Here is a 23,865-nt window from a genome sequence, read left to right as displayed (position 1 = left end):
ATGCCGCCTGCTAAACCTTTCTCGAAGGGTTCATTCCTGTACGGGGTGCCACAGGCATCCGGCTAACAAAAACAATGCAAACCTGGAGAATCTTAATGACTGAAGCACAAACCACTGCCACCCAACGAGTCCAGCAATGGCTCGACGCGTTCAACAAAACCTTGCAAGCAGGCGATTCTGGCCGAGCTGCTGAGATGTTTGAACAAAACGGCTTCTGGCGAGACCTTGTCGCCATGACCTGGAACCTCAAGACACTGGAAGGCCGCGACAGCATTCGTGACATGCTGGATAACACGCTAGAGCTAACCCGCCCGGGAAACTGGCAGGTTGCAGAAGAAGCCACCGAACAGGATGGTGTTACCGAGGCCTGGATCACCTTTGAAACCAAAGACGCTTTCGGTAAAGGTCAAATTCGCCTGCGCGATGGCAAAGCCTGGACCCTCCTCACCACTATGCAAGAGCTGAAAGAGTTCCCGGAAAAACGCAACTCCCTGCGGCCCAAGGGCGCCCAGCACGGCGCCACAAAATCCCGCCAAACCTGGCTGGAAGCACAGCAAGAAGAAGAGCAGGCGCTCGGCTACAGCCGCCAGCCCTATTGCGTGATCATTGGGGGTGGCCAAGGTGGTATCGGCCTGGCAGCAAGGCTACGCCAACTGGATGTACCTACGATCGTTATCGAGCGCAGCCCCAAGGCCGGCGACTCCTGGCGCAATCGTTACAAGTCTTTGTGCTTGCATGACCCAGTCTGGTATGACCACATGCCGTACCTGCCTTTCCCGGATCACTGGCCGGTATTCGCCCCGAAAGACAAAATCGGCGACTGGCTAGAGATGTACACCAAGATCATGGAGCTCAACTACTGGAGCTCGACGGAGTGTACCGGCGCCCGCTATGACGAAGCCGGCGAGGAATGGGTTGTTGATGTCTTCCGTGAAGGCAAGAAAGTCACTCTTCGCCCCAAACAACTGGTACTGGCAACCGGCATGTCCGGCATCCCGAACATTCCCGACATCCCTGGCATGGACAGTTTCGAAGGTGAACAACACCATTCCAGCAAACACCCTGGCGGTGCCGCCTACAAAGGCAAAAAGTGCGTGGTGCTTGGAGGCAATAACTCCTCCCACGATATCTGCGCAGCCCTCTGGGAAAATGATGCTGACGTCACCATGATTCAGCGTTCATCTACCCATATTATCAAGTCCGACACGTTAATGGACCTGGTACTCGGCCCCCTCTATTCAGAAGAGGCCATTCAGAACGGCATGACAACTGAGAAGGCAGATCTCACCTTCGCGTCGGTACCTTTCAAAATAATGCCTGACATGCACATCCCGGTTTACAAACAAGTTGCCGAACGGGATGCAGATTTCTACCAGCGCCTGGAAAAAGCAGGGTTCTTGTTGGACTTTGGTGACGACGGCTCAGGTCTCTTCATGAAATACCTGCGCCGTGGCTCCGGCTACTACATTGATGTGGGCGCCTCCGAATTGGTCGCACAGGGCGAAATCAAGCTCAAGAGCGGTGTCGGCATTGAATGTATAAACCCGCATTCTGTAACGCTAACCGATGGCACGGAGCTGCCCGCAGACCTGATTGTCTACGCGACCGGCTTTGGCTCCATGAATGGTTGGGCGGCACGAATCATCTCTCAGGAAGTGGCAGACAAGGTTGGTAAATGCTGGGGCATGGGGTCTGAAACCACCAAAGATCCAGGCCCCTGGGAAGGCGAACTCCGCAACATGTGGAAACCGACCCGGCAGGAATCTCTCTGGTTCCACGGTGGTAACTTGCACCAATCACGTCACTACTCGCTTTACTTGGCACTTCAACTAAAGGCCCGGAAAGAAGGGCTCGAAACGCCGGTATACGGTATGGAAGACGTTCATCACCTTTCTTGAAAGCAAAAAAGGCTGGCCAAGGCCAGCCTTTTTATTGTGCCTGCGGGTCAACTGAAGACACTCAGGCACAATTTTATACAATACCCAAGTTCACGGTCGCGTCAGACTCCTCACTCAACTTGCGATATTTTCCAGCCTGTATTTGCCCATCTGCTGGCTATCCCTTTCTACATGGGTACTGGCCGGGCGCTCTTTGCGCCAGCATGTTCAGCGGCCCCACAGCTGAAACCTCAACTTTGCTAGCCAATGAACATCTACATACAACATCGCCAAATCAGTGGTTGGGCATCAGCTAAGCGACTCATAAGGCAGTCTCCGCCTCCCTACCTTTAACTCCACGGGCAAAATAAATCACCACCACTCCCAGCGCCATCACCACCAGAGTGAGCCAAAGACCATTAGTGTAATTACCCTCCACATCTGCCAGGTAGCCCACCACAGCAGGCGCTAGCATCTGGGCAATGCCGTAGCTGAAAGTAAGTCGGCTCATGGGGCGGGAAGGGTTTTCAGGGAATACTCGCCCCACCATTGCCAACATCATACTGACAATACCAATGAAGCTGGCGCCATAAATAATCGCACTTAGCATAACGCTGACCATACTAGTATTGAGGATCAGCATCAGAATACTTACGGAATTGAGTGTGTAGGCAAGATAGAGCGCTGTCCATTGCCCCCAACGGCGGGTGAACACATCCCACAGCCAGCAGGCAGGTGTAGCTGCCAGGCCGGCAATGAGCCAGATAAGCCAACCCTGGCCACTGAGTTCGGGCATGGATTCGGCAATAGCCACGAGAAAAGTCGCCGTGACCACATAGCCAACACCGGCACAAAAGTAGGCCAACTGCAGCATCAGGATAAACCGGCTTCGGTCATCCCCGGCATTTGAACTGCCGGTTTTCGGCATAGCACAGGCGCGATAATCCGGCATCCAGCGCCATATAGGTATCAAGAGTACCAGCGCTGCCAGACCGTAGATCACCCATTGTTGATCCCAGGTAAACGCATCGCGAATCAGCTCTGCCAGAACGGCCGTCAGCACAATACCCAACCCTATCCCCGAGAAGAACACGCCTAGCTCGGATTTTTGGTTATTCTTAATGAGCCAACTCATCAACAGGCCAGCACCGAGCAACATCCCGGTTGAGGTGCTCAGCCCGGAAATGAAGCGCAGTGGATACCAAAGCCAGAGATTGGTGGTGTATCCCATGAGAACGGTGGAGACCACCGCCACAACAAGGCCCAGCTGATACAGCTTTACCTTGAGGCCGAGATCACTGATTCGAGTAATCAGGAGCGCGCCGGTAAGGTAGCCGGCGTAATTCACCGTGGCCAACATGCCAATCACCGACTGACTCAACCCAAGCGCTTCTACCATCTCGGGAATCATCGGTGTGTATGAGAACCGGGCGATGCCCACCGTGACCACAACCGCGATCACGCTGGCAACCAATACCTTGGCGGTCTCCTTTGTTATCATGGGCCTCCTTACCTCGGGCTAGGCCCGGCTTAAGAACTTTCGTTCTTCTACGTTGATCTTAATGCGATCACCGGTAGAAATATGCTCAGGCACCTGGATAATCAGCCCAGTGGACAAGTTAGCCGGCTTGGTACGAGCGGTTGCGGAACCACCTTTAACAGACGGATCCGTTTCAACAATTTCCAGCTCTACCGTTTGCGGCAGTGCAAGCGCGACCGGTGCTTCACTGACTAAAATAACCACAACGCCCTGGGTGTCTTCGGTGATGAACAGCAGTTCGTCTGCAATAGCTTCCCGGTTCAGGCTGTACTGGGTGAAGTCCTCGCTATCCATAAAAACGTATTCATCACCATCAGAATAGGAGAAAGTCGCCGGCCTGCGCTCAAGGTCGGCAAGATTCAGCATATCCGAATCTTTGAACGTTTCATCAATTTTGTTGCCCGTTACCACATCGTACATGCGCATGCGATAAAGGCTGCCGCCGGCACGACCCTGAGGCACCGAACGGTCGATATCCCTGACAAAATACACTCGATCCTGATATTCAACCGCAGAATTCTTCTTGATTTCACTTGCTCTAGGCATCTTTATAAAGCTCCAAAACAATACCGTAAACGCGTCCATGCTGGGTATGCGCCAGTGTGTTTCACACGAGCAACTCTACCCGCATACTTGCCCTGCAGTAACAGGGCGAGTGAGTACTATAGGCCATTCAGCAAAAAGCTTCTTGGCGCTTTAACGGGATTCATATAAGAAAAAGCCATTTGATGTAAGCTATGCGCCATTTACAGCTAAACTGAAAGGTTTTATGAAAGTACCCAAGAGATTACAACCCCTTGTCGACGACGGCATGATCGACGAAGTGCTTTACCAGCTTATGAGCGGCAAAGAGGCGCAGGTTTACGTGGTGCAATGTGGCGACCAGGTTTGCTGCGCAAAGGTGTTCAAAGAAGCGAAAAAGCGGAGCTTCAAACAGGCCGTTGAATATCAGGAAGGCAGAAAGGTACGCAACAGCCGCCGCGCCCGCGCCATGAGCAAAAAAACCCGCTACGGCCAAAAGGAGCAGGAAAATGCCTGGCTCAATGCCGAAGTAGACGCCCTGTACCGCCTGGCCAGAGCGGGCGTGCGCGTACCAGAGCCCATGGGCTTCGTAGATGGAGTGTTGCTCATGGAAATGATTGCCGATGCGGATGGCAAGGCTGCGCCACGGCTGGACGACGTCAGCCTGCCTGCAGAGCAGGCCAGAGATTACCACGGCCGGGTAATCAAAGAGATTGTCCGGATGCTCAGTGCGGGACTGATCCACGGCGACTTGTCGGAGTTTAACGTGCTGGTGGAAAACGACGGCCCGGTGATCATCGACTTGCCCCAGGCCGTGAACGCTGCCGGCAACAATAACGCCGAGCGCATGCTTGAGCGGGATGTGGACAACATGCGCCGCTATTTTGGCAAATACGCGCCCGATCTGCTGGTTACCGACTATGGCAAGGAAATCTGGGCTTTGTATGAAAGCGGCGACTTGCACCCGGACAGCGAACTTACAGGGTGTTTTGAGCACGATACCCACAGCGCCGATGTGGCAGAACTAATGGCGGTTATTGATTCTGCCAAAGAAGAAGAGCTTGAGCGCCAGGAACGCCTGCTGGATAACGACGAGGACTAGCCCTTACCACGCAAGCCAGATAACGTGTTTCGCCCCTTTGCCGGGGCGATGAGCCCTCACCGTTACGGCCTCCGCCGTAAGCCCGGCACGCTTCAGCCGTTCAGTAAACGCCGGGGCCTGCCCAGCTGACCAATACGCCAAAATACCGTCTGGCCGAAGCGCTTCCCGGGCTGCTTCAATGCCTGCCGATGTGTACAGCCAACCGTTTTCTTTGCGCGTGTGACCCTCAGGGCCGTTGTCGATATCCAGCAGAATGGCGTCGTAACTGGCTGGCGAATCTTTAATTAGCTGAACCGCATCGCCAATATACACCCTGGTGCGAGGATCTTTTAACGGGTAGCCAGATGCACGGCCTAAAGGCCCAAGGTTCCACTGCGCCACTTCTGGCACCAATTCCGCAACAGTCACTTCCGCTGTTTCACCCAAAGACTGCAAAGCCGCTGCGAGGGTAAACCCCATGCCCAGCCCGCCAATGAGCACTTTCGGTGTCGTGTGATCCGCAATACGCTCACAGGCCAAAGCCGCAAGTGCGTCCTCCGAGCCGTGCACGCGCGTGTTCATGAGCTCACCGGAGATACCAGTCACTCGGATCGAGAACTCATCATTGCGCTGAAGCAGGCGCAACTGTGTGCCCTTGCCAGGAATGGTTGCAGTGCCAAGCAACTCAAAGCGAGCCATAAAAACCTCTGAAGGTGAAACTCTGGGGGGGGGCAGAGTTAATAATTAAGGGTTAAGAATTGGGGGTTTAGAAGCTGAATAAATCAGGTCTGCGCGAGAATAGTTCGCTCTGTTTGCCCAGGCAGTATGCCGGTCAGCCAGGCTTTAATAACAACCTTTTCCTGCTGGTTGCACAACACCGCTTCTGCTTTCGCACGGTTGCGCTCTTCGACTTCTGTAATAGTAAACACGCAAGTAACGGTATCGCCAAAATAGACGGGCCGACGGAACCGAAAATTCATCCCCGAGGCTAGCCAGCCAATCTGCCCACCTATTTCGGTAATCATGCCGCCGACCAACAAACCATGGCAGATTTTACCGCGCAGGCCCTTGGCGGCTGCGAAGCGTTCATCGTAGTGAACCGGGTTCATGTCACGGCTGATCTCCCCGAACACGTTGGCGTCACGCTCGGTAAACGTTCGGGTGATGGTAAACGCATCACCTTGCTTGAGACCCCGGCTGGCCTGTTCTCGAATAGTGGTCACTTACAGTTCTCCGGGGCTCAGCTCGGCAGTTAAAGGTTCAGGTACGCCCGGCCAGGCGGCGCTCAACCCACGAATGGTAGAGTTTTGCCAGAGACGGCCGAATCAGCGGCAAAGAGATCAGCCACGCCAGCGGCTTAAGTACAGGGACTCGGGACATCAATAGAATATAGGCGTCCATCTCGCGATGAATTTCACCTTGGTCGTCCTTCACATGTAGTTCTCGGAGTGCTTTCTCCGGGTCTACGCCCTGCTGGCGCAACTCTTCATCCCTGCCGGTGATATCCAGCCACTCAACCGATTCGCCGGTTTTGCCCGCCAGTTTTTCATACCAGCGGCGGTCCCTGATACAAACAGGGCAGGAACCATCGTAAAAAACGATCAATTTACCTGAATTCAGTCTCATAAAAGCCCTCCGGTCAGGAACAAAGCCTTACCGGGACTGTAACACACTCAGCGCCGCTCAACTGACAGCCTCAGAACGGGCAACCTCTGGCTCCACTGATCGCTTGTTTTCGCTACGGGCGATTACCGAAGTAGCTACCAAATCGCCAGTCACATTAAGCCCGGTGGCGCCCATGCCAACCAACGCATCAATAGAAACCAGCAACGCAACGGTCTCGATTGGCAGCCCAACCTGGGCAAACACTGTGGCAATCATCACAATACCCGCGCCTGGCACACCGGCGGTGCCTATCGAGGTAAGCGTACCGATAAGTACGATTTCCGCCATGGTCATCAGGTCCAGAGGAATGCCCACTACGTTGGCTGCAAACACCGCAGAAATCGCAATACGGATTGCCGCACCGTCCATGTTGATGGTGGCGCCCAGGGGCAGACTGAAGCCATAGATGCGCTTGGGTATGTTCAGACGACGCGCGGCATCCAGGGTTAACGGCAAGGTACCTGAACTGCTCTGGGTAGCAAAAGCCGTGGCCATGGGGGTACGGGCTTCACGGAAAAATGCCCGCACACGCACACCATAGAGACGCATCAAAATACAGTAAACAACCAGATGCACGGCCAGTGCGATATAAAGCACCATGACCATATCGCCCAGTGCCAATATGGTAGTCATGCCCTGCTCGCCGGCCGTTTTGGCTACAATGGCGAATACCCCGACAGGCACGTATTGCAGCACACCAGCCATCACTTTCAGGGTGATTTCGTTCAGTGCTTCAACAACTTTGTAAAGGTGCTCGCCAAGCTCAGCATGCGCTTCAGATTCACGCAACTTTAGCAGCGCAATACCAAACACAATGGCAATGAATATGATGCCCAGCAGGTTCAATTCGGCAAATGCCGCAAAAATGTTGTCGGGCACTATGTTCAACAGCACACTCGCAATCCCGGGGTTATCCGGCACGTGTACTTCGGCGCTTTCATTCAGCGCCATGCCGCTGCCCGGCTCAAGCAGGCTTGCTATCACCAGACCGACGACAATGGCCAGTGCGGTTGTCATCACATAAAAGCCAAATAACTTACGCCCGACACGCCCCATACTGCCAATATTCGCCTGGTTAATGCCCACCATGAGGGTAAATAGCACGATAGGCACAATCAGAAACTTGAGCAGGCGCAGCAGCAACTCGCCAAAGGGCGCCAGCCAGTCCGCGACTTGTTGCCCACCTATCATGCCCACGACCACGCCAAGCACCAGTGCAACGCTTACACGCAGAATCAGGGAGGTATTCAGATACTTATGAAAGAGAGTTCTCACCAGATTACCTCCAATGAGACGGGCGCACACGATGGCATAATATGATTTCCTGATTCGGGATGGCGCAGAGTGTGGTGGAAATCAACCGATGGGTAAACCGCTGACCGGAACTATCTCCTTTGCAACCCAGACAGTGCTCTCACTGGGGCCACTTGGCGTTATATCCGCGCAGGTATCGTAACGCATCACCGTTGTTGCCGCACACTGGACCTTAAACGAACCCGCTAACCTTCCTGCGTCCCAGTGCACCTCAGCCGTAACGGTCTTGCCTGAAATGCCCGGTACCATAGAGCCAACACGTGCATGCGCTACATACCCCTGTTCACCAAGCCACTGAAGCACAGCAATTTCAGCGCATTGCCCGGCAGGCTCCAACGCTGAATTACCACGGTAACAGGGCAAATAAACACGGTTTTCTGACTCTGATTCGAGAAACGGCACAACTTCATCCGGCCCAATGCGGCCATATTTTCGGTGCGCAGGGAACACCATAACACTGGCAGCCAGGCGGCACCCGCCAAGGTGAGAACTCTGCCAGACATCAAAGTTATAACCACCTTCGTTCACAGCCTGAACCAGAGTCTTGAACGTAGCATTGCCAAACTTAGCGCAACATTTATCTTTCTTGCCATGAGTACAACACAGAATAAGAGGGCTGGCATTTGGTACCGGAAGCCAGGGATCAAGCGACGCGCCACGATTCAAAGCATCCAGAAAAACCGGCAGCTGGTCTCGCGGTAGTTCTATTTGCAGGTTCTCGGGCATAAGGAAAACCCGATGCTGCTCGGCTGGCTGCTGTTCACGGTGTATGAGATTAACCCGACGACCTGCCTCAACCGTGGCTTCAATTCGGCTGATCAAGTTTTCGGACATATCTCTAGCCCTGCGCAGGCTGCGCATCCATTTTCCACTGGGCCAGCTGATCAACAGATTGCGCTGTGCATGTGCACCAGTGCCCGCCAGAGGATCACCGGCCTGCTCACTTTCTACAGTACAAAATAAACGGGCAGCCACAGGCTTCATACCCACCGTAATTCTCCCTATGAAACCGCTTGCTGACTCAGCGGCTCAGTCGTATGCATAGCGCGACCTGTTTTGGGGATACAAACGGGTCTACCACTGTGCGGATCAGAAATGATATGGCTGTCCAGTTCGAATACCTGTTTCAGGTTGGCGGCGGTGAATACCTGTTCGGGGGAACCTACGTGCTCGATTTTACCCGCACGCAACATCACGATGGTATCGGCATACGTGGCCGCCAAATTCAGGTCATGGAGCACAATCAACAGTGTTCGCCCTTTCTGGTGAGCGAGGTTAACCAGCAACTCCAGAAGATCCACCTGAACCTTTAAATCCAGAAAGGTCGTAGGTTCATCCAGCAGGATTAAATCCGTTTCCTGCGCCAACACCATGGCAATCCAACAACGCTGTCGCTGTCCACCGGAAAGCGAGTCGACCGAGCGATCCGCAAACTCAGTAACATCCGCCGTATACATTGCCTCAGTGACAGCAACCTCATCCCGTTTTGACCACTGCCTCCAGAGCGATTGGTAAGGAAAGCGACCAAGACTGACCAGCTCTCTAACCGTTAACCCTTCTGGCGCAGCAGAACTTTGAGGAAGCATGCCAAGGCGGCGAGCGACAGAACGCGTCGACTGCCGGTGGATAGAGTGGCCGTCCAGCACGACTTGGCCCTCACCGGGCTCAATCGTGCGAGCCAGCGTCTTCAGCAATGTGGATTTCCCGCTACCATTAGGCCCAAGCAGAATCGTCACCTTGCCATCCTCGACTTGAAAATCAACATTCTGAAGGATCAACTTATCGCTATAGGCAACATTCAAGCTCTTGCCTTCCAGGCGGCATGTCGTATCTGTTATCGGGAACGCTGGCATAGGTACAATCGAAATCCATGGGTGCTATCAAAATTAAATAGGCATTATCGAAACCAAACGGGCATTGATGGTATTATTTATCATTCTCATTATCAATTTGCCGAGCACAAACTCAAGTCTCCATGCCGCTCCTTCTTCCTGCGAACCGACACTCTTGCCCTGCTCTCTTTCTTGTATCAGTGCACGCGTTTATTATTTTCATCGTGCTATTTCTCGAGGGAGCATCAGCAACTCTGGCATCACCGCCTGAGCAGTTGGACCAGCATCATCCACAACGGATTGTTACGTTGTTTCAGGGGGCCACCGATACCGCTGTAGCCCTTGGCTTGGAGCCAGTAGGGGTTGTTGAGTCCTGGTCTGAACAGCCCATGTATCACTACTTGCGCCCATATTTTCAACAAGTTAAATATCTGGGCCTTGAAACCCAACCTGATTTGGAAACCATTGCGCTGCTAAAGCCAGATCTCATTATCGGAGAGCGAGGCCGGCATCAGCTGATAGCCCCCTTACTGTCACGCATAGCACCTACAGTTATTGCTGAAAAACTTTTCGATTTCAAATCACTGCTTAAAGTGATTGGCGAGGCTGCAGGTCGCCAAAGCGAGGCAGAACAACTGTTGTCCTGCTGGCAGCTTCGCGTGGCAGACTTTCGCAAAAAGATGGCCACCCGGGCAGGCCTGGACTGGCCACAGGAGGTCTCGGTCATACGCTTCCGGGGGCCAAGTGCCCGGATTTACTACAGTGGGTTTGCTCGCTCGGTTTTGGACGAGCTTGGCTTTACCCGGCCCGCTTCGCAAAGGAACCCAGGCTGGGGTATCAATCTAACCAGCCAGGAAAGCATTCCTGCCATGGACGCCGACGCCATTTTCTTCTTTATGGTTGATTCCAACCCCTCCGTCATGGAGACCTACCGCAAGTGGACTCAGCATCCACTCTGGCAACAACTAAAAGCAGCGCAAACGAATCAAATTTTTCGGGTCAATGCTGTGACATGGAACCTGGGCGGGGGTTATATCGCGGCCAACAAATTGCTGGACGAGCTTTACGCTCACTACAGCTTGAAACCACAAGAACCAGAAGAGTCAACGAAGGGTTGTTGCCAATGCTGATATCACCAGCAAGCAAGCTTGCAGGCTTGCTCTTTGCGCTTCTGTTGGTTTTAGCCAGCTTTGCCAGCAGCCTCGCTTTGGGGCAATCTTCAACATCATTCGATACGCTGGCACATACGCTTACGGCCTATGATCCTTCCTTAACCAGCCATCTCGTCATTATGACTGAGCGGCTTCCACGGGCAATGATTGCAGTGCTGGTAGGTGCCAGCCTGGCTGTGTCGGGCGCCCTTATGCAGTCCCTGACACGAAATGCCCTCGCCTCCCCGGGCATTTTGGGCATTAACGCTGGCGCCATGCTGTTCGTCGTAATCAGCGCTGCCTATTTTACTGGGAACATGCCTTTATCATTGATCTGGGCTGCCTTTCTTGGCGCGGCAACAGCTGCCAGTATGGTTTATTTTTTGGGCTACGAACGCGGCTCAGGGAGTTCGCCCCTGCGCACAGTGCTTGCAGGCGTAGCAATAACGGCCCTGTGCGTTTCGTTTGCCCAAGGGCTGCTGGTGGTCAATCAAGAGCGGTTTGGCAGCCTGATTTTTTGGCTCGCCGGTTCGGTCTCAGGACGCAGTCTGGATAGCCTGTGGCCATTGATGCCTCTATTCTTAGGTGCGGCACTAATTTGTGTACTGCTAACCCGTCAGCTCAATATCCTGTCACTGGACGATGAGGTCGTTCGTGCCCTGGGCCAGCGAACAGGGCTGGTCAGACTATTCGCTGGGCTTGTTGTGGTTACTCTTTCTGGTGCCTCCGTTGCCCTGGCAGGCATGATTGGCTTCATCGGCCTAATAGTGCCCCACATTGCCCGAGCTCTGTTTGGTCGTGACCACCGCTGGCTGCTGCCTGCCTGTACTCTGCTCGGTGCCGCCCTGCTGCTCATCGCCGATACCGCTGCTCGATTTGTTATACCTCCGGAGGAAGTTCCTGTCGGAGTCATGACCGCACTACTCGGAGCGCCCCTGTTTCTCTATCTTGCCAGCCGCAGGAGCCAATCACTGTGAACGAAAACACGATTGTACTGAGAACGCCGAACGAGCGTCTGGCTCTGCGACTTTCCCGACACACCGTCAAAATCGTTGCTGTACTGGGCGCCATCCTGCTTGCCAGTGTTTTTATTTCATTGTGCCTGGGTAGTCACACGACTTCTCCAACGGATGTATTGCAGGCGTTAATAGCACCTGGCGAGAGTGATATGACATTGATCGTTCGGGAGATACGCCTGCCACGCATTCTCCTGGCGGTTTTGGTCGGTGCAGCGCTCGGCGTCGCCGGCCTGTTGCTACAGGGTTTGGTGCGCAACCCACTTGCATCACCCGACGTCATCGGCATTACCAGCGGCGCCTCAGCTGCAGCTGTCTTCCTGCTAACCATCGGCGGCGTGGCGCAAGGCAGCCCGTTACTACCGGTATCAGCCATAGCGGGCGCGTTTGCGGTGGCACTGACCATTCTCTCACTCGCATGGCTAAAACACGTGACACCCGGGCAGCTTGTTCTCGTTGGTATTGGTATGGCTTCGGCTATGGGTGCGCTTATTACGCTGATGATCGTTATGAGTCCGGACACACCTGCCATGAATGCGTACCTGTGGTTAACAGGCAGTTTATATGCTGCGCAATGGGGGGATATTTTTGGGCTACTGCCATGGCTGGCAATTTTTCTGCCGCTGGCTGTCAGCCGGGCTCGTCATTTGGATATTATGGCCATGGGAGATGATATGGCCACAAGTCTTGGTAGCGCGCTAAACCTAAATCGGTTCGTTTTGCTTCTATCGGCCGTCGCACTGGCGGGCTCAGCGGTTGCTTTTGCAGGAGGGCTGAGTTTTATAGGCCTGGTAGCACCGCATATGGCCCGCAACCTAAGCCGTTCGGGCGCAACAGGGCTCGCTATTATTGCCGCAATGGTAGGAGCGCTGATACTGCTTTATGCGGATCTCATCGGTCGGATCGGATTTGCCCCGAGAGATCTGCCGGCCGGCGTGTTCGTTGCCTGTATTGGCGCACCCTACTTCGTTTATCAGCTCTATCGAATGAAGCGCTGACACATGTCTCGCCAACCAAAAACGAATTTGGCGAGACATGGTTCCTTGCGGCCTTTACTTAGAAATCGACGGTGTAGCCAAGACTCACCGAGCGCCCACGCCCAGTAAAGTAGTACTCATCACTCACCCTCGCCGCTTGAGAGTAGTATGTGATGTAGTCCTTGTCTGTGAGGTTTTCGATGCCCAGGCTGAGGCGCCCTTTCGGTAAACGGTATGCAACGGATGCATCCAGCAGTGTATAGCCATTAAAATCGAGCTCAGGATCATCGGTGCTGCGATCGCGATAATGAGACACTTGCAAACGCGAGCTTAACCGCTTCGACCAAGCACTGTTCCAGCCAGCACGCAAGGTGTCTGGAGCAATACTCAAACCGGTTAGTTCTGTATCAACAGAGCCATCTCCTGTAGTATCCGATTTTCCTTTTGCATGGGTATAACTCATTGTCAGCTCGTGTGCATCGGTAACACGCATTTCACCGCTGACTTCCACACCCTTGATCTCGGTTTTTTCCCGATTACCAACCCAGACTCCGCTCCCCGAATCGAAGCTCAGCCGTTCACCAAAGTCTGAATAGGATTCGTAATAGCTAACCTCCAGGTTATATCGATCCCAGTCGAAGCGTGCGCCGACTTCACGGTTGTCGGTTACAATAGGCACCAGGGTAAGAAGGGTATCGATATCCTGGCCGGGATCGCCGATGCCACGCAATACACGGCCAACATCCGGCATACCGAAACCTTCGGAATAATTGCCGTAAAGCTGCGCCCAGTCAGTCACGTTATACACAAGACCCGCATTAAACAGGGTCTCTTCGAAATCAGGGCTGCCCCCACCTACGGTTACGTTATCCTGGGTTACATTACTTCGGTCAATCGTCTGGTAGGTGTCTACTTTCAGCTCTGCATACTCATGACGCGCACCGGTATGAAAAGTCAGATCGTCAGTGATAACGACATCCCCCTGCAAAAACACGGCATAGTTCCGAAACTGCGATTTCGGAACGTAAGTACGCCCAGTGTGAGTAAGAACCTGCTTGGTTTCGTCCTGAAGCACATCAAGGCCAGTTGTCAGTGTCAACCGATCATTGAACAACCCGCCTCGAACGAGCGTGAATTTTCCGCCAATCTTATCGGACTCATTGCGGGTCTGGTCATACAGCGTATTGCCGCTATCAGCCAGGTAGGGAAAATAGGGGGTAGTCGCAAACCGGGCACGAAAGGTCTGACTGTACAGCTGGGCGTCTACCTGATTTCCCAGCCAATCGCCATGTGAGTAGGATAGGCGCGCGGTCGTTACCTCGTTGTACCCCGGATCACCGATCGGTGCCCCCTTTTCCGCTGTTGTCGGAACACCGGCATCCCGATCGCCGGGCACCGGCACATAGTCGCCGTTGCCTTCGAGTTCAAAGCGATTCACAAAAAACTCAACGCTCTGCTCGTCGTCAATCCAGTAGCCAAGCTTTGCCAGAACGTCGTAGCTGGACGAGTTCTGAATTTCACCCGGGTAGGCGATCCCAACTAGGTCATCGTTGCCATCATAGAAAACGCCACGCTCCTGGATGGTGGCACCGGCAAGATAATCCCAGTCGCCTTTTTGCCCGCTTAGTTGATAGTTCAGCTTGTAGCCAAGGCCATCAGACTGAACATCATCATCTGTCACCATTTCTACACCGACAGACTGCTTGAACGTACCGGACTCCGGCCTTTTGGTAACAAAATTGATAATGCCACCAGTCGCGCCCAGGCCGTGCTCAGCACTGGCACCGTAGATAACCTCTATACGTTCGACCATGCTCAGATCGATGGTGTAGCTGGCGCGGGCGCTGTCTCTAAGCGGGTTTGACTGAGGTACACCGTCAATCAGAAACTGGGCAGATCGCCCTCGAAATGTTTCTCCCGCATTCGACATTTTTTGGCGGCTTGGAGAATAGGAAGGAATCAGATTACTAAGAACCTGACCAGGATCATTGGTGATCGCAAGCTGCTGCTCAATATCTTCCCGGGAAATAATCGTGACTTTTTGGGGTGTCTCGCCCCGAACACTCTTGTTTCGCGTCGCTGATACCACAATTGGCGCCAGTGTTTCGTTTGTGGCTGCCACTGAGTCCGTATCGGAAAAAGCGACTGAGGGAAAGAAAGCTCCGGAAATGACCGGCGCCAACCAGAGAAACCGTGGCTTTGGCACAGCAGGCATGGGTGTGTTGTTCCTTATCATCAAACGATATCTTGCGTAATCCACAATGGTGAAATCACCAGAAGGACTACAGTTTTGATCGAGGATGATAATCACTACCACTTAGATCTGCAAGTGAGACCGGTCAGCTTTTGCACACCTGCCAAAGGCTGATCAACAGCCACCGAGACCAGGCCCAAGTATACGCCAGGTGGGCACAACTGACGAAAAAGCTGTGGAAACACCACCCTACTTGCCTAAAAGGCCACGGCGATCAGGAGGTTGGCGCCGACGCTACCGCTTGCTTACCTGCGGGCGTGGGGCTATTGGCGTCTGAAACCGTTTCGGCTGTGCGCTCAAACGTCAGCGCCATACGCTCAAACATCCCCTCAATGTTTGCTATTTGAGTATCGGAAGATTTCGCTGCCTGAATGGCTGCCAGCAGTTGCTTGCTAACCACCCGAAACTCGGAATTCATATCGCCACGAGCGCTCATCAGATAGGTATCCGCCAGTACCTGCTGCCACTCTCCCAGTTTTTCATCCACCACAACGCTGCGATGGTTCTTAATACGGCGCCGCAAGCGGATAGACATGTGGCCAATATTCAGCCCGGTAAAGCCCAGATCCGTCATGTAGCGATTGGGACTGCCGGAGCCGCGATCATAGTTCGAAAGACGCAATAGCCGTTCCCCCATGCGTCCATTAAACCAGTTCTCTGGCCGGCGTTTATAATCGATACTTATGAGATCACGGGCTGTGGCCTTAAGCAGTCGCCGTTGCATAAACGGGCCGTCTAGCGGCGTGATTAATTTGAACACCCAATACAGAATACTGATGCCCACAAACAACCCCAGGGCATTACTGGTCGCATACTCCATACTGAACGTCATACTGTTGCTGGGCTGGACAATAAGCGTGAACGGAATACAGAAGCCCAAACCGTAAGGCAGAGTTGGTCGGTCTGCGAGCGCCAACAAGCCAATAAAGTAGGGTCCGGCCAGTACCAATATCAGCATTTCGAAGTCGCCACTGCTTCTCGACAACAAGCCCAATCCGAAAAACAATGCAACCGGGATTGCTACCACCACCCCAAGCAGCAAACGCCGCAATATAAACGTCAGCAACACCAGAGAAAAGCGGGCAAACATCACCGAAAACACCACGGGCATAATCATCAACATAATGGCTGCCTGGCTGCCGGTATACAGCCACACTGCGCTCCCGATCATGAATACAAGGGCGGTGCGGAACCCGTTAACAGCGCCAATCAATGGGTCCTGATGGGTTTTCAACCTAGAGGCTTTCAGCAAGGTCTGGTCGCGGTTTTCAAGTGCGTTATAGGCCCTCAATACCATCACCAGATCGGCCACAAGCTCCACCGCTGTGTGGGTTAGGCGGATCACGATGGCCGCCTCATTCACATAGGCCGCTTTATGCGCCAACAATGCTCGCCTCAGAGCCTGAGCCTGCTGGTACGAGCCATCATAGCTGTCGGCTTCGGCAATTTTAATGAAGTGAGCGCGCATATCCGACAGTAGTTCACTGAATGCCGGCGAGACCAGTTCCGGATGGTTACGGGGGAAGCGTCCCATAATCTGTATCACCGCCAGCAACGATAACACCTTGTTGCACAATAGATGTGCGGCCCTGCTACGCCCTGGCCCTTCCGGGCCCTCATAGGCCACGGCACTGGAGTCGTCGTTGAGCACAACCAACGTTTCCAGAATCTCATCCGCGTGCTGGTGTCGCTGTTTATGTGTGCTGGCCGGGTCCAGTTCCAACGACAGGTATTCAAGGGTTTTGTTAATCACATTGCGAGAGTGGTTGCGAAGGCCGTCTTTAACCGTTATCGGCCACAATAGCTGGCTCACCAACATGGCACAGAGAGCGCCCACGGTGATTTCGCTGATACGGGACTGCGCAACATCAAACACGGCCTGGCTGTTTGCCCCACTGGGGGTTGCCATCACCAGTATCACCACCAGGCCGGCAGTCATTCCCGACATGGCAAAAGCATAGATAAAGTTGGTGTTATGCACCATGGAAGAAGCGGCGGCATTCAAGCCGATCCAAAGGATCAGGCAGCCCAGAGCCAGCACAGGATATGGCATAAACAAAGCGAGAATCACAATCCCCACGCCGCCACCCACTGCTGAGCCAAAAATCTGGCAAAGGGCTTTCTCGATAACCAGTCCGCTTTCCGGCCGAATCTGTAGAAAAACAGCAGAGACCAGCGCCCAATATGGGCGATCAAGCTGCAGGTACATAGACACAGCCAAAGCCAGCGCCATGGATATCACCCCTTTCAGGGCAAATATAACTGCGCGCCTGTTAGGCATGAGCAGCTGGGCTAGCAGCGGGTGGAGTGTCATGGTCGCAACTCCGTCAGTCGGCTTCCGGATCAGCTTCCAGATATACAGAAGCCGTCATGCCAGCGCTGATGTTTACGTCTTCCGGAAGCGGGTCAAGCGCAATATCCACCGGAATTCGCTGAGCAAGCCGAACCCAGTTAAAGGCCTGTTGTACCTGGGGTAACATTTGGCTGTCGCTACTGGTATTCGGATCTGAGATACCGCGGGCAATGCTGACCACTTCGCCGGTAAGTTCCTCACCGCCAGACACCAGTGTGACTCGGGCCTTTTGCCCTACCCGCACCAATTGCAGCTTGGTTTCTTCGAAATAGGCCGTTACATAAAAAGAGTCTTTCCTGATCAAAGACAGCACGGCAGATCCGCGCGCGACGTAATTCCCTTGTTCCAGTGTAAGGTTGTTTACTGTGCCGTTTTCCGGCGCCAGAATCTTTGTTCGCTCAAGGTCAATACGCGCCGAGCTTAACTCGGCCTTTGCTAACTGGTAGCTGGCCTTGGCAGACTCCGCGCGAATGCCATAAGCCTCCAGGCTTTCCTCACTGATTGTCTGGCGGTCAGACATCCTCTGCCGACGCTCATATTGATGCCTGGCGAGATTCCACTCGGCGCGAGCCTGGGCTAGCCTGGCCTGTCTTTCAGCAAGCTCTGCCTGGTAGCGCGCATCGTCAACGGTGAAAAGAGGATCGCCCCTACTCACCGATTGGTTATTTTTCACACTCAAATCGGTCACCCAGCCAGACACATCCGGGGCTATCGTTATAATATCCGCCCGGACTCGGCCATCCCGGGTCCATGGGGAATAAAGATAGTGATCCCAGACCCAGGTGCCAGCGACAACAGCGGCAGTCACCACTAGCAATGTCAGGCCAATACGTAGCAGTTTTCCCATGAAAGCCCTTTAATCCCCAAACAAATACACAATAGCTGCCAGATAGCAGATGAACACGGCCACGTCGAACCAAGCCTCTTTCCAGATATAGTGGCGAAGCCCGGAATAATGCAAACACAGGCGCGTAGCGGCAGCCAGAATAAACGCCACCGGCACCAGCACCACAAACGGGCTGAACAACATTCCACCAATACTCATCTCGTGAAGCATGTCATCCTTAATATTGCTGCTATGCCGTCGTTACTTTCGATTCGGTTTCGATGATAAGTGCGATTTAAGCGACTGACCAACTAGCGTATGCTAACCGCGTAAGGGTTTCATTATCGGCTTTAGTGGGCGCTGGCCAAACATCAAACGTTTGAGATTACAGCAAACCGACTGTACATACGCATGAAGCGAGTTTAAGACAATGTCCTCAGTAAGTGTATTTGCAGTCTTCGCCGTTGTCTTCATCGCATTGGCCGTTTTTTATCTGTTTTTCTATCGCGCCTGGCGCAGAGACCGGGAACTAAAACAGCCCTTCCCGAAAATCTGGAAAAAACACCTTCAAGCAACTGTTCCCCTTTACCGCCGACTGCCGGCACAGCTTCAGCAAACGCTGGAAAGACAGGTTCAGCTGTTTCTCTCAGAAAAGAACTTCTATGGGTGCGATGGGTTTGAGATGACTGATCGCGTTCGGGTGGCCATCGCCGGACACGCCTGCCTACTGATTCTCAAAAGATCGTACTCCGATTTCGACGACGTACGCAGCATCCTTGTATATCCGGAGGTCTACCGGGTGCAGGCATCGGAGCGGGATGGCATGGTTGTGGGTGTCAGCGATCAGGTTCGCGCGGGTGAAGCGTCAACATTGGGGCAAGTGGTGCTGGCCTGGTCGGAATGTGAAAGCGGGGCGATAAACCCCGAGAGTACCCACAACGTGATCCTCCACGAGTTTGCCCACCAGCTTGACTACCTGGACGGAACCGCAGACGGAGCACCGCCGCTAAGCGGGGAGCACGCCAAAGAATGGCAGCAAACCATGACCATTGCCTACGACGACCTCCGGCACTCACTGAGGCACCACCGAAAAAGCTGGCTCGATCCTTACGGGGCTACAAAACCGGCTGAGTTTTTTGCGGTGCTAACGGAAACCTTTTATCAACAACCACAGCATTTGAAAGAACAGCAGCCGGCTGTGTATCACCTGCTTAGCGACTTTTACAGAATAAATCCTGGCGAGTTAACCCGCGGCCAACCCACCAAACCTGCCTGTTAAGACGTCAGACCCAGGTTCTGCGAGTCCTTCTCGATGCAGCTATCCAATAGCTCAAGGTATCCGGCCTTGGCCTTCAACTTGGTCTGGGCATGTGCTTTCAGGCTCAGTTTCCGAAAACCCTGAGCCAGTTCGGTCGCACGACTTATTAGCTGCTCTGGTGCCACCACTTCATCCAGAAAGCCCGCTGCCACGGCGCCTTCAGGATTATAAATTTCAGCATTGATGACCGAGCGATAGAAATGGGCAGGTGCCAGCCGGTGCCGAGCGATCTCTATGCCCGCATGGTGCATAGTCATGCCGATGGCCACTTCGTTCAGGCCAAGTTTGAAGCTACCCTCAATGCCCACGCGGTAGTCCACAGACAGCATGATAAAGGCGCCCTTAGCAATGGCGTGGCCGCTGCATGCGCCAATGACCGGAAAGGGAAAGGCCGCCAGGCGGCGAGTAAACCTTGAGCCTACTGTGACCAGTGCGGTGGCTTCATTCATGCCCTTCTGCATTTCCTTGAGATCATAGCCCCCAGAGAAAACGCCTGGTTGTCCTGTCAGAATCACAACGGCCTTGTCTTGCTCAGCTTGATCGAGCGCCTTATTCAACGCTTCAAACACATCGTGACTCAAGGCATTCGCCTTGCCGTTGTTCATGACGATTGTCGCGACACCATCGTTCAATGTGTAGTCTACTAAGTTTGTCACCGGCATATCCTCTTGGTGTAGTTGGGGCTGAATGCGCAGAACTTTGCCAGTTTATTCAAGCTGCCACAAATCATAGATGGAATTCTTTTGAGAAGAGCAAAGAAGGCAGACGAACAAGCCCTCTCAGGAAAAGTAATACCAAATCAGTTGCACCACGATCAACAAGGCCACCAGTGGAAAAATGAACCTTGTCAGGTTGCCGTCGTTACGTGCTTCACCTTTCGGTGCATATTTTTCAATCAGAGGCAGTATAACGATCAGCGCAAGAAACAGAACGGCAAGGATAATCAGCAATGTCGACATAGCGAAACTCCTTTAAAAACAATTCACTGAGCTGGCCAGACACGTCCATGCACTCCTGCATGTAAGTTATCCCGGGAATCTGTGGATAACTTTGTGAAAAGGCGCGGGACAAGCATACTCAGGCCAGTTAAAACGGGCGTTCGGCAAATGTGACCGTTAACTGACCAGGTTAATTACTAACCACCCGACACCATGCCACTCTAAAAGCTAGACAGCTCATCTTGCAGGTCTTCCTTCAGTTCGCCGGGTTCGGTTATCCACACGGTTTTATCAAGCCCCGGGAATACGCCAATATGCAGTCCATCTTTCGAAAGGCCCGGCACCCATTTCCTGAAAAAATCCGGCAGGGAAATGCTTTTTGTTGTTAAGTCGCCCGCCCCTTTGGCGTATGCAACAGCAAATTCCGAGCTAGGCCAGACCGGCAGATGAGCCACGCCATCCTCTTCTGACACGATTGACAGGAAGCGGTTCTCGGAATTGATCAGTATCCAGATTTCCCGCTCCTCCAGCACTTCACTCAGAAAATAGTCGTACCGCTCTTCGCCGCTCAATTCGAGCACACTTGTTAACTGCTCATCACTCATAATCTGGATCTCTGGTTAATAAATGAGGCTTAAGGAGTCTGAACACTTGCACGTTGCGCCTTTCGATAGATCCAGGCAAGGCCCACGCCAAGCAGAACGAGTAATGCTTCCAGGCCCTTTTTTTACAAAAGCCCAGATCAACCTGCTGGGCCGGTTCCTGTAATGCATATCCATATCAGTATTCTGGCGCCGCTTGGCGCGGCATGGGTGGACGCAGCGTGCGCCTATGGTACTGATGACAACTCACGCAGGTACTAAAATCAAGCCCCTGATGATAATCATCTTTCTTAACGAGATCTGCATGGCAAAGCCTGCACTGATCTGTGGGCATGGCACTGGCAAAGTTGTCGCCGGCACGAACGTGGCCATTATGGCAGTCCAGACAGCCATCCGGCTGAATATGCCTGGGAAAATCACGGCGACCCACAATGTCCAGATACGCGGTTGAATGCGCACGGCGCTCGCCGAGCACCTTGTCATGGCAACCCCGGCAACTGGCGTTCAGCGGCGCCTGACTGCTATTGACACCAAGATGACATTCGTCGCATTCGAGAGTGGCATGTCCCTGAGAGAGCGGCGCCGGATTTGCGGTGGGCTGCCACTTGCCGGTCATTAGCAAAATCGCCCCCAGACACACAGCGAGCATGAGGCTATAAAGCAGGATACGCGTGGTGGAAGTCATCGTCAGCAGCCGGTTGGTGGACTTGTCAGGTGTTTAGTATTGGTAGACAAACACGATATGAATCACCGTTGCAGCTAATAAAGCGAGTGTGGCGGCATGATGACCAAGGCGCAACCCAACCACCCCACGACGGATTTTTAACAGGGCACCACTTAAAGCGACCAGCAACATCAGCCCGACCAGGCTGGCACCAAAGCCGGAACTGTGTGAGGGACCACCCAAAGAGTGCAGCGGCAGTAGCAGCAGCGCAGCGCTTCCCAGCCACATGTGCCACCCGTAGCGTCGGCGGTCGCCGCGAAGCGCAAGAGTCGTCAACATAACGGCGGTCAATAGGTAACCACTGGCCTCCCGAATGCCGCTGTTGGTCAATAGGCGATAGGCGGTAAAATCGACATAAAGAACACTATCAGGAACCGGCCAGACCGGCAGTGATCCTAGTAAAATGACCATAAGCAGAATCGCCGCCACCGTTAACCAGCGCGTCCCCCGACTTTGCCAGGAGTTGCTGCCACACAGTGCGGCAATGTCATCAAGGCAACCGCCACAATAGTTGCCTGCCTGGGTTACCTGACAGACCATTGCCAAGTCACTGCCGTACTCGCTGATGGCAGCGTGAATCGCTGAGCGACGCACGCTGGCGCAGCGACAGATCAGCGGGTCTGGCTGCCGGCGTGGCGGCAGCCAGACCAACCGCTGCAAGCTAGCAGATTCCCAGTGGGACAATATGGCGTGATTTTGCCAGAGTTCCGTGAGCCGTCTGGCCGGGGCGTGAGGCAACAGTGCTTGAAACGCGACGACGGAGTGATGTTGCATCGTCACGGACGCTACCCGATTAACGCATTCATAATAGTGCTTATGCAAAGCCTTAGGCTCGATCGCCGGGTGCAAGGCCGCTATCACAAGCCGGCAGTTATCATTCAGCCGACATTCCCGGTACTGCCCTGCTGGACATTCCGGTGTCTGCTCCTTGTTAGCGAAGGCCAGGGCCAGGTCAGCCATATACAGCACTTGCGTGATATTACCCCGCATTGCTGGCCAAGGTGGCTGAGCACAGTCGCCGACAGCGAAGATGCGCTTATCACTTAAACTGCGCATGCAAGCGTCCACCAAAATTCCCGTGTCAACACCAAGACCTGCCTCGCTTGCCAGGGTCGTGTTGGGCGCACTGCCACAGGCCAGCACCACTTGTCGTGTCGCCAGTTGCCGGCCATCAGCCAATTCCACACCGGTGACACCCTCGCGGCCAAGCAAGCGTTGCGGCGTCGCTTGCTCCAGCACCCGAACACCGAGTTTTTCGAGTCGCTGGACAACTTGCGCACTCATCTTCGGCTCAAGGTAGCGTCTCAACAACCGGCTGCGGACAATCAAAGTGACGGAAGTATGTTTGGCCGCTAAAGCAGCGAGTTCGACGGCGAGCAGACCACCGCCTATTATCAGCAACGGGGCTTTGTGCTCCAACCCTCTGAGCAGGGCATTGAGCTCGTGGCGAGTATAGAGCGTCTGCACTCTGGCGAGCTGGCTCCCGGGCAGTTCGGGACGCAGGGGCGCCGCACCCAGTGCAAGAAAGAGCCGGGAATACACATGGGTCTGGCCTTCATCATCGAGGATTCGACAATTATCGCGATCAATATGAACTACGTTACGACCAGACAATAGGCTAACGCCGGGCGCTAGCGGCAAGAATGGCCGTGCTTGAGCACCTTTATGTGCGTGAGAAAACTGGACATGGGTGAGTAACTTGGGGCGAGCCTCTGTTGCCCCGGGGCTTTCAGTATCGCTGTCCAACACCAGTACATTGCCATATTGGGCTAGCCGGCGCGCGATACGCATACCCGCAGGCCCCGCTCCGATAATAATGGGTGATGCCGCAGATGGGTCAGCTGATGACGACATGTGTCAGGTGAGGCGCGCGTG

23 protein-coding genes are annotated in these 23,865 nt (G+C 53.8%); 6 read left to right on the top strand and 17 right to left on the bottom strand.

Features of this window, described 5'->3' with window-relative positions; translation table 11 throughout:
* Window positions 1-95 precede the first annotated feature (95 nt).
* Entirely contained in the window at window positions 96-1,898 is a 1,803-nt protein-coding gene (locus ACTHYN_RS04025) for an NAD(P)/FAD-dependent oxidoreductase (protein ID WP_441808504.1), read from the top strand.
* 301 nt (window positions 1,899-2,199) lie between these two features.
* On the opposite strand, the gene ACTHYN_RS04020 is transcribed toward ACTHYN_RS04025, so the two are convergent.
* Both ACTHYN_RS04020 and efpL read right to left on the bottom strand, forming a co-directional pair.
* Window positions 2,200-3,378, bottom strand: a complete 1,179-nt coding sequence (locus ACTHYN_RS04020; RefSeq protein WP_441811215.1) for a YbfB/YjiJ family MFS transporter — start codon at window positions 3,376-3,378, stop codon at window positions 2,200-2,202.
* Between the two features lie 18 nt (window positions 3,379-3,396).
* Entirely contained in the window at window positions 3,397-3,963 is a 567-nt protein-coding gene (gene efpL, locus ACTHYN_RS04015; protein WP_441811214.1) for an elongation factor P-like protein EfpL, read from the bottom strand.
* A gap of 223 nt (window positions 3,964-4,186) precedes the next feature.
* Between efpL and ACTHYN_RS04010 the strand changes: the two genes are divergently transcribed.
* Window positions 4,187-5,041 carry a PA4780 family RIO1-like protein kinase gene (locus tag ACTHYN_RS04010; protein WP_441811213.1) on the top strand — a complete coding sequence of 285 codons (855 nt, stop codon included), beginning with the start codon at window positions 4,187-4,189 and terminating at the stop codon, window positions 5,039-5,041.
* Between the two features lie 3 nt (window positions 5,042-5,044).
* Here the strand turns inward: ACTHYN_RS04010 and ACTHYN_RS04005 are convergent, their stop codons facing one another.
* The 6 genes from ACTHYN_RS04005 to ACTHYN_RS03980 all read right to left on the bottom strand — a co-directional run bounded on the left by ACTHYN_RS04005 (window position 5,045) and on the right by ACTHYN_RS03980 (window position 9,852).
* Window positions 5,045-5,719, bottom strand: a complete 675-nt coding sequence (locus ACTHYN_RS04005; protein WP_441811212.1) for a spermidine synthase — start codon at window positions 5,717-5,719, stop codon at window positions 5,045-5,047.
* An 83-nt stretch (window positions 5,720-5,802) separates the two neighbouring features.
* A complete protein-coding gene (locus tag ACTHYN_RS04000; protein WP_441811211.1) occupies window positions 5,803-6,243 on the bottom strand; it encodes a MaoC family dehydratase in 441 nt (146 codons plus the stop codon).
* A 37-nt stretch (window positions 6,244-6,280) separates the two neighbouring features.
* A complete protein-coding gene (locus ACTHYN_RS03995) occupies window positions 6,281-6,646 on the bottom strand; it encodes a thiol-disulfide oxidoreductase DCC family protein (RefSeq protein ID WP_441811210.1) in 366 nt (121 codons plus the stop codon).
* Window positions 6,647-6,703: 57 nt separating this feature from the next.
* The gene (locus ACTHYN_RS03990) at window positions 6,704-7,960 is read right to left on the bottom strand and encodes a dicarboxylate/amino acid:cation symporter (RefSeq protein ID WP_441811209.1); all 1,257 of its coding nucleotides are present in this window, start codon (window positions 7,958-7,960) and stop codon (window positions 6,704-6,706) included.
* A gap of 81 nt (window positions 7,961-8,041) precedes the next feature.
* Window positions 8,042-8,983, bottom strand: a complete 942-nt coding sequence (locus tag ACTHYN_RS03985; RefSeq protein WP_441811232.1) for a sucrase ferredoxin — start codon at window positions 8,981-8,983, stop codon at window positions 8,042-8,044.
* 17 nt (window positions 8,984-9,000) lie between these two features.
* Window positions 9,001-9,852 (bottom strand): ABC transporter ATP-binding protein, encoded by an 852-nt coding sequence (locus tag ACTHYN_RS03980; RefSeq protein ID WP_441811208.1) that lies wholly within the window; start codon window positions 9,850-9,852, stop codon window positions 9,001-9,003.
* Between the two features lie 287 nt (window positions 9,853-10,139).
* On the opposite strand from ACTHYN_RS03980, the gene ACTHYN_RS03975 reads away from it, so the two are divergent.
* Genes ACTHYN_RS03975 through ACTHYN_RS03965 form a run of 3 tightly spaced genes read left to right on the top strand, consistent with a single transcriptional unit; the run spans window position 10,140 to window position 12,996 of the window.
* Window positions 10,140-10,961, top strand: coding sequence for an ABC transporter substrate-binding protein (locus ACTHYN_RS03975; protein WP_441811207.1), 822 nt, complete (start codon window positions 10,140-10,142; stop codon window positions 10,959-10,961).
* Window positions 10,961-11,959: a FecCD family ABC transporter permease gene (locus tag ACTHYN_RS03970; RefSeq protein WP_441811231.1), complete on the top strand. Its 999-nt coding sequence runs from the start codon at window positions 10,961-10,963 to the stop codon at window positions 11,957-11,959. The genes ACTHYN_RS03975 and ACTHYN_RS03970 overlap by 1 nt, the downstream gene beginning before the upstream one ends.
* Window positions 11,956-12,996: a FecCD family ABC transporter permease gene (locus ACTHYN_RS03965; protein WP_441811206.1), complete on the top strand. Its 1,041-nt coding sequence runs from the start codon at window positions 11,956-11,958 to the stop codon at window positions 12,994-12,996. The genes ACTHYN_RS03970 and ACTHYN_RS03965 overlap by 4 nt, the downstream gene beginning before the upstream one ends.
* Before the next feature lie 58 nt (window positions 12,997-13,054).
* Here the strand turns inward: ACTHYN_RS03965 and ACTHYN_RS03960 are convergent, their stop codons facing one another.
* The 4 genes from ACTHYN_RS03960 to ACTHYN_RS03945 all read right to left on the bottom strand — a co-directional run bounded on the left by ACTHYN_RS03960 (window position 13,055) and on the right by ACTHYN_RS03945 (window position 18,639).
* On the bottom strand, window positions 13,055-15,190 hold the full coding sequence (locus ACTHYN_RS03960; RefSeq protein WP_441811205.1) for a TonB-dependent receptor: 2,136 nt from the start codon (window positions 15,188-15,190) through the stop codon (window positions 13,055-13,057).
* A gap of 253 nt (window positions 15,191-15,443) precedes the next feature.
* A complete protein-coding gene (locus tag ACTHYN_RS03955) occupies window positions 15,444-17,543 on the bottom strand; it encodes an FUSC family protein (RefSeq protein WP_441811204.1) in 2,100 nt (699 codons plus the stop codon).
* A gap of 13 nt (window positions 17,544-17,556) precedes the next feature.
* Window positions 17,557-18,429, bottom strand: coding sequence for an efflux RND transporter periplasmic adaptor subunit (locus ACTHYN_RS03950; RefSeq protein WP_441811203.1), 873 nt, complete (start codon window positions 18,427-18,429; stop codon window positions 17,557-17,559).
* A 9-nt stretch (window positions 18,430-18,438) separates the two neighbouring features.
* Window positions 18,439-18,639 carry a DUF1656 domain-containing protein gene (locus ACTHYN_RS03945; RefSeq protein ID WP_441811202.1) on the bottom strand — a complete coding sequence of 67 codons (201 nt, stop codon included), beginning with the start codon at window positions 18,637-18,639 and terminating at the stop codon, window positions 18,439-18,441.
* Between the two features lie 199 nt (window positions 18,640-18,838).
* Here ACTHYN_RS03945 and ACTHYN_RS03940 point away from each other — a divergent pair, with 199 nt between their 5' ends.
* The gene (locus ACTHYN_RS03940) at window positions 18,839-19,687 is read left to right on the top strand and encodes a zinc-dependent peptidase (RefSeq protein ID WP_441811201.1); all 849 of its coding nucleotides are present in this window, start codon (window positions 18,839-18,841) and stop codon (window positions 19,685-19,687) included.
* On the opposite strand, the gene ACTHYN_RS03935 is transcribed toward ACTHYN_RS03940, so the two are convergent.
* The 5 genes from ACTHYN_RS03935 to ACTHYN_RS03915 form a co-directional block, all read right to left on the bottom strand.
* On the bottom strand, window positions 19,684-20,382 hold the full coding sequence (locus tag ACTHYN_RS03935; protein ID WP_441811200.1) for a crotonase/enoyl-CoA hydratase family protein: 699 nt from the start codon (window positions 20,380-20,382) through the stop codon (window positions 19,684-19,686). The genes ACTHYN_RS03940 and ACTHYN_RS03935 overlap by 4 nt on opposite strands.
* Window positions 20,383-20,505: 123 nt before the next feature.
* Window positions 20,506-20,685: a hypothetical protein gene (locus ACTHYN_RS03930; protein ID WP_441811199.1), complete on the bottom strand. Its 180-nt coding sequence runs from the start codon at window positions 20,683-20,685 to the stop codon at window positions 20,506-20,508.
* A gap of 200 nt (window positions 20,686-20,885) precedes the next feature.
* Window positions 20,886-21,269, bottom strand: a complete 384-nt coding sequence (locus ACTHYN_RS03925) for a DUF2750 domain-containing protein (protein ID WP_441811198.1) — start codon at window positions 21,267-21,269, stop codon at window positions 20,886-20,888.
* 175 nt (window positions 21,270-21,444) lie between these two features.
* Entirely contained in the window at window positions 21,445-21,951 is a 507-nt protein-coding gene (locus ACTHYN_RS03920) for a cytochrome c3 family protein (RefSeq protein WP_441811197.1), read from the bottom strand.
* A gap of 33 nt (window positions 21,952-21,984) precedes the next feature.
* On the bottom strand, window positions 21,985-23,844 hold the full coding sequence (locus tag ACTHYN_RS03915; protein ID WP_441811196.1) for an FAD-dependent oxidoreductase: 1,860 nt from the start codon (window positions 23,842-23,844) through the stop codon (window positions 21,985-21,987).
* Window positions 23,845-23,865: the final 21 nt, after the last annotated feature.

Origin of the sequence: Marinobacter sp., from assembly GCF_052091845.1 — a bacterium.
Classification (GTDB): Bacteria; Pseudomonadota; Gammaproteobacteria; order Pseudomonadales; family Oleiphilaceae; genus Marinobacter.
Note: the sequence above shows the minus strand (reverse complement) of the source record. Positions and strands in the feature narration are given on the sequence as shown.